The 7,154-nt window shown below is 69.8% G+C and carries 3 protein-coding genes and 4 pseudogenes; 4 read left to right on the top strand and 3 right to left on the bottom strand.

The genetic code is table 11. From position 1 onward, the window contains the following. On the bottom strand, positions 1 to 709 hold a 709-nt coding region (locus J1C73_RS09625; protein ID WP_207315960.1), incomplete at its 3' end, for an APC family permease. An 80-nt stretch (positions 710 to 789) separates the two neighbouring features. Here J1C73_RS09625 and J1C73_RS34650 point away from each other — a divergent pair. Beyond that, positions 790 to 992 (top strand): annotated as a pseudogene (locus tag J1C73_RS34650) (MmyB family transcriptional regulator); the annotation flags it as partial. Between the two features lie 218 nt (positions 993 to 1,210). Here the strand turns inward: J1C73_RS34650 and J1C73_RS09615 are convergent. Both J1C73_RS09615 and J1C73_RS09610 read right to left on the bottom strand, forming a co-directional pair. After that, positions 1,211 to 1,864 carry a CBS domain-containing protein gene (locus J1C73_RS09615; protein WP_207315959.1) on the bottom strand — a complete coding sequence of 218 codons (654 nt, stop codon included), beginning with the start codon at positions 1,862 to 1,864 and terminating at the stop codon, positions 1,211 to 1,213. A gap of 150 nt (positions 1,865 to 2,014) precedes the next feature. Next, a complete protein-coding gene (locus J1C73_RS09610) occupies positions 2,015 to 3,442 on the bottom strand; it encodes an MBL fold metallo-hydrolase RNA specificity domain-containing protein (RefSeq protein WP_207315958.1) in 1,428 nt (475 codons plus the stop codon). 174 nt (positions 3,443 to 3,616) lie between these two features. Here J1C73_RS09610 and J1C73_RS09605 point away from each other — a divergent pair. The 3 pseudogenes from J1C73_RS09605 to J1C73_RS09595 all read left to right on the top strand — a co-directional run. Next, positions 3,617 to 4,689: pseudogene (locus J1C73_RS09605) on the top strand (alcohol dehydrogenase catalytic domain-containing protein). Beyond that, a pseudogene (locus tag J1C73_RS09600) lies at positions 4,686 to 6,065 on the top strand (glycoside hydrolase family 65 protein); the annotation flags it as partial. The pseudogenes J1C73_RS09605 and J1C73_RS09600, both read left to right, overlap by 4 nt. Before the next feature lie 115 nt (positions 6,066 to 6,180). After that, positions 6,181 to 7,020: pseudogene (locus J1C73_RS09595) on the top strand (DUF4158 domain-containing protein); the annotation flags it as partial. Between the last annotated feature and the right edge of the window lie 134 nt (positions 7,021 to 7,154).

Here is a 7,154-nt window from a genome sequence, read left to right as displayed (position 1 = left end):
CGAGGGCGATGCCGAGCGCGATCGGGACGGCGCGAGGGATGGTGCGGGCCGGGTCGCGGACTTCTTCGCCGAGGGTGGCTATCCGGGCGTAGCCGGCGAACGCGAAGAACAGCAGGCCCGCCGCCTGGAGCACGCCGCCAGCGGTCGCGTCCGTGCCGATGTCCAGGCGGGCCGTATCCACGGCGCTGGAGGTGAGGGAGGCGAACACGACGGCGGCGAGCACCGCGAGGACGACGGCCACGATGATGCGGGTGAGCAGGGCGGACTTCTGGACGCCTGCGTAGTTGACGGCGGTCAGGGCCACCACGGCGGCGACGGCGACCGAGTGGGCCTGGCCGGGCCAGATGTAGGAGCCGACGGTCAGGGCCATGGCCGCGCAGGAGGCGGTCTTACCGACGATGAACGCCCAGCCGGCGAGGTAGCCCCAGAACTCGCCGAGCTGCTCCCGCCCGTATACGTAGGTGCCACCGGAGGCCGGGTAGAGGGCGGCGAGCCGGGCAGAGGAGGTGGCGTTGCAGAAGGCGACGGCAGCGGCGAGGGCCAGACCGAGCAGGAGGCCGGAGCCAGCCGCGCGGGCGGCCGGGGCCAGGGAGGCAAAGATCCCGGCGCCGATCATCGACCCGAGCCCGATCATCACGGCATCCGGCACCCCCAGGCGCCGCTGAAGCTCGTCGGGCACCCCGGATGCGGGCGAGGGCGTGCTGCTCAATGTCGTCTCTCCTTGTCGGCTGTGCGCGCGGACATGCTGCGCGGTCCGCGCGCACGATAAGGGGTCGAGCTGAACACCGTGTGGCTCGCCCGGTCGTCCGGTGCACCGAGGTCGGCTGCAACCCGTACGACAAGGACCTGCACGACTCGTCGGTGAACCGTCCACCCGCAGCGAGGGGTTCCGTATCCGGTGGGGCGTCCACCGCGTGCGCCACCACGGCGCGGGAACGAAGCGCTTCCACCACGTTGTCTCACCTCTCTCCCGCCTACCTCAAGGCAAGGAGCCACGACTATGAACGAAGCGGTGCGATCATGGTGACGGGCGCTGCGGACGGGCTGGGGCGGACTGCGGGGGACGCACTGTTGGCCGCGGGCCACGAGGTCGTCGTGCACGCCCGCAGCGGAGAGCGGGCAGCCGGCGTTCAGAGGCTGGTAGACCGCGGGGCCGACAGGGGCGCGAGCGGTTGCGAGGATTGCTTGCCCGGAGACACGGATACAGCCCTCAGCGAGATTCCGGGTCCTTGAGGCGGCAGTCCACGCTGACGATGCCCTTCACGGATTGTGCCAGGCGGGCGGCGACGGGAATGAGGGCTGCGTCTGGAACGTGACCGGTGAGTGTGGCCATACCCCAGGTGACGCCGACCTTCACGTTCCGGTGCGAGCCGGGGAACAGTCGGTCGACGACCTCGCGGCCTATCTCGGCGGCGAGGTCGTCGTCGGGGCGCAGGAAGATCTTGAGGAGATCGGCGCGGCTGACAATGCCCTTGAGCCTGCCGTCGGCGTCGACGACCGGCAGGCGCTTGATGCGCCGGTCGGCCATGAGCCGGGCGGCCTGCGGCAGGGACGCGCCGGGTTCGATCGTGATGGCCGGGCTCGACATCAGCTCCTCGGCCCGGACCGAGCCTGCCTTGGCGGTGTCGCCCAGGCGGCGCATCTGGTCGATCATGCCGGGCGGGTGTTCATGGAACTCCTCCTTCGGGAGCAGGTCGGCTTCGGAGACGACGCCGACGACGGGGCCCTCGTCTGCGACGACAGGCACGGCGATGACCTCCCACCGCTGCATGGCGTCGGCGATCTCCTTGAATTCCGTGTCGGGCGTGACAGTGATGACGGTCTTCGTCATGACGTCGTTGACGGTGTACCGGGCGGTGGGCATGGCAGGTGCCTCGATGGGTGCGGGGCAGCCGCTGACCGGTCTCGTGGAGGGAGAGCTCTGCGGTGTGCACCACGTGCCTCCCATCCTTCATTCACGGCCCCGCAGGGGCCAATGAGCTGTTGCCGGACCAGCCAAGGCGCTCTGCGCTTCTCAGCGGACCAGGACGGCCTCTCCAGGTCTGGGTACGACCGCTGTCCAGCCCAGCTCACGGTCGATACGGTCCCGAAGGGCGTCGGACGAGGACTCCTCTCCGTGCACGACATAGGTGGTGTGAGGCGCGGAGGCGCCGCGCAGCCAGTCCATGATCTGGCCGGCGTCGGCGTGTGCCGAGAAGTGCGGGAGGTCGGCCACCTTCGCGCGTACGGGTACGTACTCGCCGAACATCTTGAGCGTGCGGGCACCGTCGACGAGGTCGCGGGCCCGGGTGCCGGCGGCCGCGAAGCCGACGATGACGACGGCATTGCGTGGATCGGGCAGGAGCCGATGGAGGTGGTGCAGGACCCGGCCGCCGGTGGCCATGCCGGCCGAGGAGACGATGACCGCGGGCCCGGTCACGCTGTTGATGGCGATGGACTCCTGGACGGTCCGGGCGACGCGGAACGGGGCTGGACTGATCGCTTCTTCGCCCAGGGCGAGAATCTCGGGCCTGATCTCGGAGGAGTGGGCACGCAGAGCCTCGCGGTAGACGTCGAGCGCGGCCAGAGCCATGGGGCTGTCCACATAGACAGGAACGGACCGCGGCAGGATCCCGCTGTGCCGCAGTTCGGTGAGTTCGTGTAGGACGACCTCGGTGCGGTCGATCGCGAAGGCGGGAATGACCGCGGTGCCACCTCGCGCGAACGTACGGGCGAGTACGGCCGCGAACTCCGCCCGGGCCCTCTCGGGTTCGTGGACCCGGTCGCCGTATGTTGACTCCGTGAGCAGCACGTCGGCGCCCGAGAACGGTTCCGGAGGCAGCAGCAGGGGATGGCCGGGACCGCCGAGGTCGCCGCTGGCGGCAAGGGTGTGGCCGTCCTCAAGGGTCAGGTGGGCCCAGGCCGAGCCGAGAATGTGCCCACCGCGATGCAGGACGAGCCGGGTACCGTCCATGATCTCGATCTCGCTGCCGACCGGGACGGGGTCGAAGTACCTGATGGTGGTGTCGACGTCGGACTCGTCATAGAGAGGTTTCGCGGGCCGGTGCTTGGACCACCCGTGTTCGTTGGCGTGCTGGGCCGCCTCCATCTGGAGGTGCGCGCTGTCCCGGAGCACGATCTCGGCGAGCCTGGCGGTGTGGGAGCTGGTCAGGATCGGTCCTCGGAAGCCATGGCGGACCAGTCGGGGCAGATAGCCGCAGTGGTCCAGGTGGGCATGGGTGATGACCACGGCGTGGATGGAGGAGGCGTCGCACGGCAGCTTCGCCCAGTTTCGCCGGCGCAGGTCTGCGAAACCCTGGAAGAGGCCGCAGTCGAGGAGGATTCGGACGTGGTCGCTTTCTATGAAGAACTTGCTGCCGGTGACGGTCCGGGCGCCGCCGAGGAAGCGCAGCAGCGCGGGTCTCGGCTGGGGTACGGCCAGCTGTTTTTCTGCTTCGGACATCGCCGAATTCCTCTTCAGTGGGCGGCAGCGTCTTCGCCATCACACCCCCTCGGCCAGGGCGGAATGGGCCCGGCAGGCCCCGGCGGGGACCGACCGGCCCATGGCGCGGCGGGCCCGCACCGGCTCAGCCTGGGGGAGAACCTCACCAGGGATCTACAGGAAGAGGGCCGCATCGTGAAGGCGCTCGTTTTTCAGGGCCCGGGGCAGGTCGCATGGCAGGACGTTCCGGACCCGGCGGTCAAGGAAGCCGCCGACGTGGTGGTCCGCGTCGATGTCGTCAGCATCTGCGGGACCGATCTGCACATCATCAAGGGTGATGTGCCCGAGGTGACGCCGGGCCGGGTGCTGGGGCACGAGGCCGTCGGCACGGTGGTCGAGGCCGGGGCCGGTGTCCGTACGGTCCGGCCCGGTGACCGTGTCCTGATCTCGTGCATATCCCCGTGCGGCCGGTGTCGTTTCTGCCGTGAGGGCCGCTACGGGCAGTGTCGTGGTGGGGCGGCTGGGTGCTCGGCCACACCATCGACGGCACTCAGGCCGACTACGTACGGGTGCCTTTCGCGGACCTGTCCGTGCATCCTTTGCCGGCCTCCGTCGACAGCCATGACGGTGTGCTGCTCGCCGACATCTTCCCGACCGCCTACGAGGTGGGGGTGCTGAACGGCGGTGTACGGCCCGGGGACACCGTCGTCGTGGTCGGTGCGGGCCCCATCGGGCTCGCCGCCATCGTCGGCGCCGGACTCTACAGCCCCGGGAGGATCATCGCCGTCGACCTTGCCGAGTCCCGGCTGGCCGCCGCGCGTTCCGTGGGCGCGGATGCGACGGCGGGCGCGGCCGAGGATCCCGGACAGCTCGTCGACGACCTCACCGGGGGTCTCGGCGCCGATGTCGTCATCGAAGCCGTCGGTGTGCCCGAGGCCTTCGAGATGTGCACCCGCATGGTCCGGCCCGGGGGCCGCGTCGCGAACATCGGCGTCCACGGCAGGTCGGCGACGCTCCACCTCGAAGCTCTGTGGAGCAGGGACATCACCATCACCACGGGGCTGGTCGACACGTACTCCACGCCCATGCTGCTGGGCATGCTGGCCGCCGGGCGGTTGCCTTCGTCCTCGCTGGTCACCCACCGGTTCGAGCTCGGGCAGATGGAGGAGGCCTACGATGTGTTCTCCCGTGCCGCGGAGACCGGTGCGCTCAAGGTGGCGCTGGGAGGATCGCAGCACAACGAGATCATCGCCCCGGCTCAGCCATGAGCACAGCACATTGCTGGGACTTCAACGGTTACGATCCCAAGGCGGAGCGGACGATCGAAGCCCTGTGCACGCTCGGCAACGGCAGGTCCGCCAACCAGAGGCGCCGCGCCCGAGTCCCCTGCTGACGCGGTCCACTATCCCGGCACCTACGCGGCAGGGTGCTACAACCGGCTCTTCTCGGAGGTCGCGGGGAGGCGGGTCGGCAACGAGGACATGGTCAAGCTGCCCGACTGGACGCGCCTGCGCTACCGCTGCCTGCCTGACGACGGACCAGCGGGGGACTGGCTCACGACCGATGACCCGAGTCTGCGGCGTCACAAGGTCTCGCTCGATCTGCGCGGCGGCGTTCTCACCCGCCGCCTGTTCTTCCAGGACGGCCACGGGCGCCGGCTCCGGGTCACCCACACCAGACTCGTGCACATGGGTGACCCGTATCTCGCCGCCCAGAGAACGACCTTCCCCGGGTACGGCTGGGCGGGGCCGTCGAGGTCGAGTCCGTCATCGACGGTGACGTCACCAACAGCGGTGTCGAGCGGTACCGGGGGCTCGACGGACGCCACCTCACCGGCCACCGTGCCGGGGCCGAGGCGGACGGCGTGGCCTGGCAGTCCTGCCGGACCCGTTCGTCCCGGACACGGATCGCCGTCGCTGTGCGCACGTCGTCGCGGCCCCTCGTGGCGGTGGGATCGAGCTGTACCGGGACCGGAACTGTCCAGAGATTCAGGCTGCCGGTCTCCCGCGGGCGCTCCGCCGCTGTGGTGAAGTGCGCCGCGCTGTACACATCGCTGGACCGTCCCTCGGGCGACCCGCTGCCGCTCGCTGTCGAGCACGCGTCACACGCGGCGCCGTTCGAGGTGCTACTGGCCTCCCACCGTGCGGCCTGGGAACGCCTGTGGAGTCAGGGCGGGTTGAAGGCGCCCGGCGAAGCGGGGCACATCCTCCGGCGCCATCTCTTCCACGTCCTGCAGACGCTGTCCCTGCACACGGCCGAGCTGGACGTCGGGGTGCCTGCCAGGGGGCTGCACGGCGAGGCGTACCGGGGGCATGTCTTCTGGGACGAGTTGTTCGTCCTGCCCTGCCTCACCCTGCACTTCCCGGAAGTGGCACGGGGCCTCCTGATGTACCGCCACCGTCGCCTGCCGGCAGCCCGCAGCGCGGCTCGCCGGGCGGATCTGCGGGGGGCGATGTTCCCCTGGCAGAGCGGTGGTTCGGGCGTCGAGCAGTCGCAGACGCTGCATCTCAACCCCCGCTCGGGCCGCTGGCTGCCCGATCACTCGCACTTGCAACGCCACGTCGGATCGGCCATCGCCTGGAACGTGTGGCGGTACGGCCGGAGCACCGGCGACACCGGATTCGTCCACGGCCCCGGGGAACAATGGACCACCGGTTGGCGCTAAGGGCTGATCTTGCCGTCTAGCACAGCGCCCAACTGCTCTGCCGAGGTTCGGCAAAGCTCGGTTGAGCTGGTCGCCGCGGGGCTATGGTCCGGCCGTGCCGGTGGAATTTCTGACTGATGAGCAGGCCGAGGCGTACGGGAAGTTCGCCGAGGAGCCGACGAGGCCCGAGCTGGAGAGGTTCTTCTACCTCGATGACGTCGACCGTGCGCTGATCGGCAAGCGGCGTGGGGACCAGAACCGGCTCGGGTTTGCGCTCCAGATGTGCACAGTGCGCTACGTCGGGCTCTTCCTGGAGGACCCGCTCGCGGTGCCGTGGCCGGTCATCGAACACCTCGGCCAGGAGTTGGGCATCGAGGACGTCTCGTGCGTCAAGCAGTACACCGAGCGGCTGAAGACGGCGTACGAGCACGCATGGGAGATTCGGGACGCCTACGGGTACCACCAGTACGAAGACCCTGAGTGGGGCCGGTTGTTCCGTACGTTCCTGCACGGCCGGGCGTGGACGAACGCCGAGGGGCCGGTGGCGCTGTTCAACCAGTCGGTGCACTGGCTGCGCCGGAACCGGGCGCTGTTGCCCGGGGTGAACGTGCTGGCCCGGCAGGTCGCGGAGGTGCGCGGGATCGCCGAGCAGCGGCTGTACGCGACGGTGGCGAACGCGGCCCGCCGCGCGGACGCTTCGCTGCCCGGGGACCTGGTGGCCCTGCTGGACGTGCCGGAGGGGAAGCGGCTTTCGGAGCTGGAGCGGATGCGTCGGCCGCCGACGCGGACCACCGGCAACGCGATGAAGGGCGCGCTGGAGCGGGTCGACGAGATCGCGGCCTTCCGCCTGGGGAAGGTGAAGGTCGAGCAGATCCCGCCGAACCGGCTGAGCGCACTGGCGAAGAACGGGCTGGGCTCGAAGGCCCCGAACCTGGCCCGCACTCCGGAGCCTAAGCCTTGATCCACCGACGTGGTTTGGGGAGTGATCTTGTGGCCGGTTTCGAGCCGGTTTCAGGTCGGCGGTTGGGCCTGGGCAGGTGGTAGCCGCTGGTCTGCCCAGCTTTTCCACGGGTTCGGTTCCGGTGGGGC

This window comes from Streptomyces laculatispora (assembly GCF_017353455.1).
Taxonomy (GTDB): Bacteria; Actinomycetota; Actinomycetes; order Streptomycetales; family Streptomycetaceae; genus Streptomyces; species Streptomyces laculatispora.
Note: the sequence above shows the minus strand (reverse complement) of the source record. Positions and strands in the feature narration are given on the sequence as shown.

Coding starts and splice junctions, on each gene's coding strand:
- J1C73_RS09615 (WP_207315959.1), bottom strand. CDS start 1,864: ATGCCCACCGCCCGGTACACCGTCAACGACGTCATGACGAAGACCGTC.
- J1C73_RS09610 (WP_207315958.1), bottom strand. CDS start 3,442: ATGTCCGAAGCAGAAAAACAGCTGGCCGTACCCCAGCCGAGACCCGCG.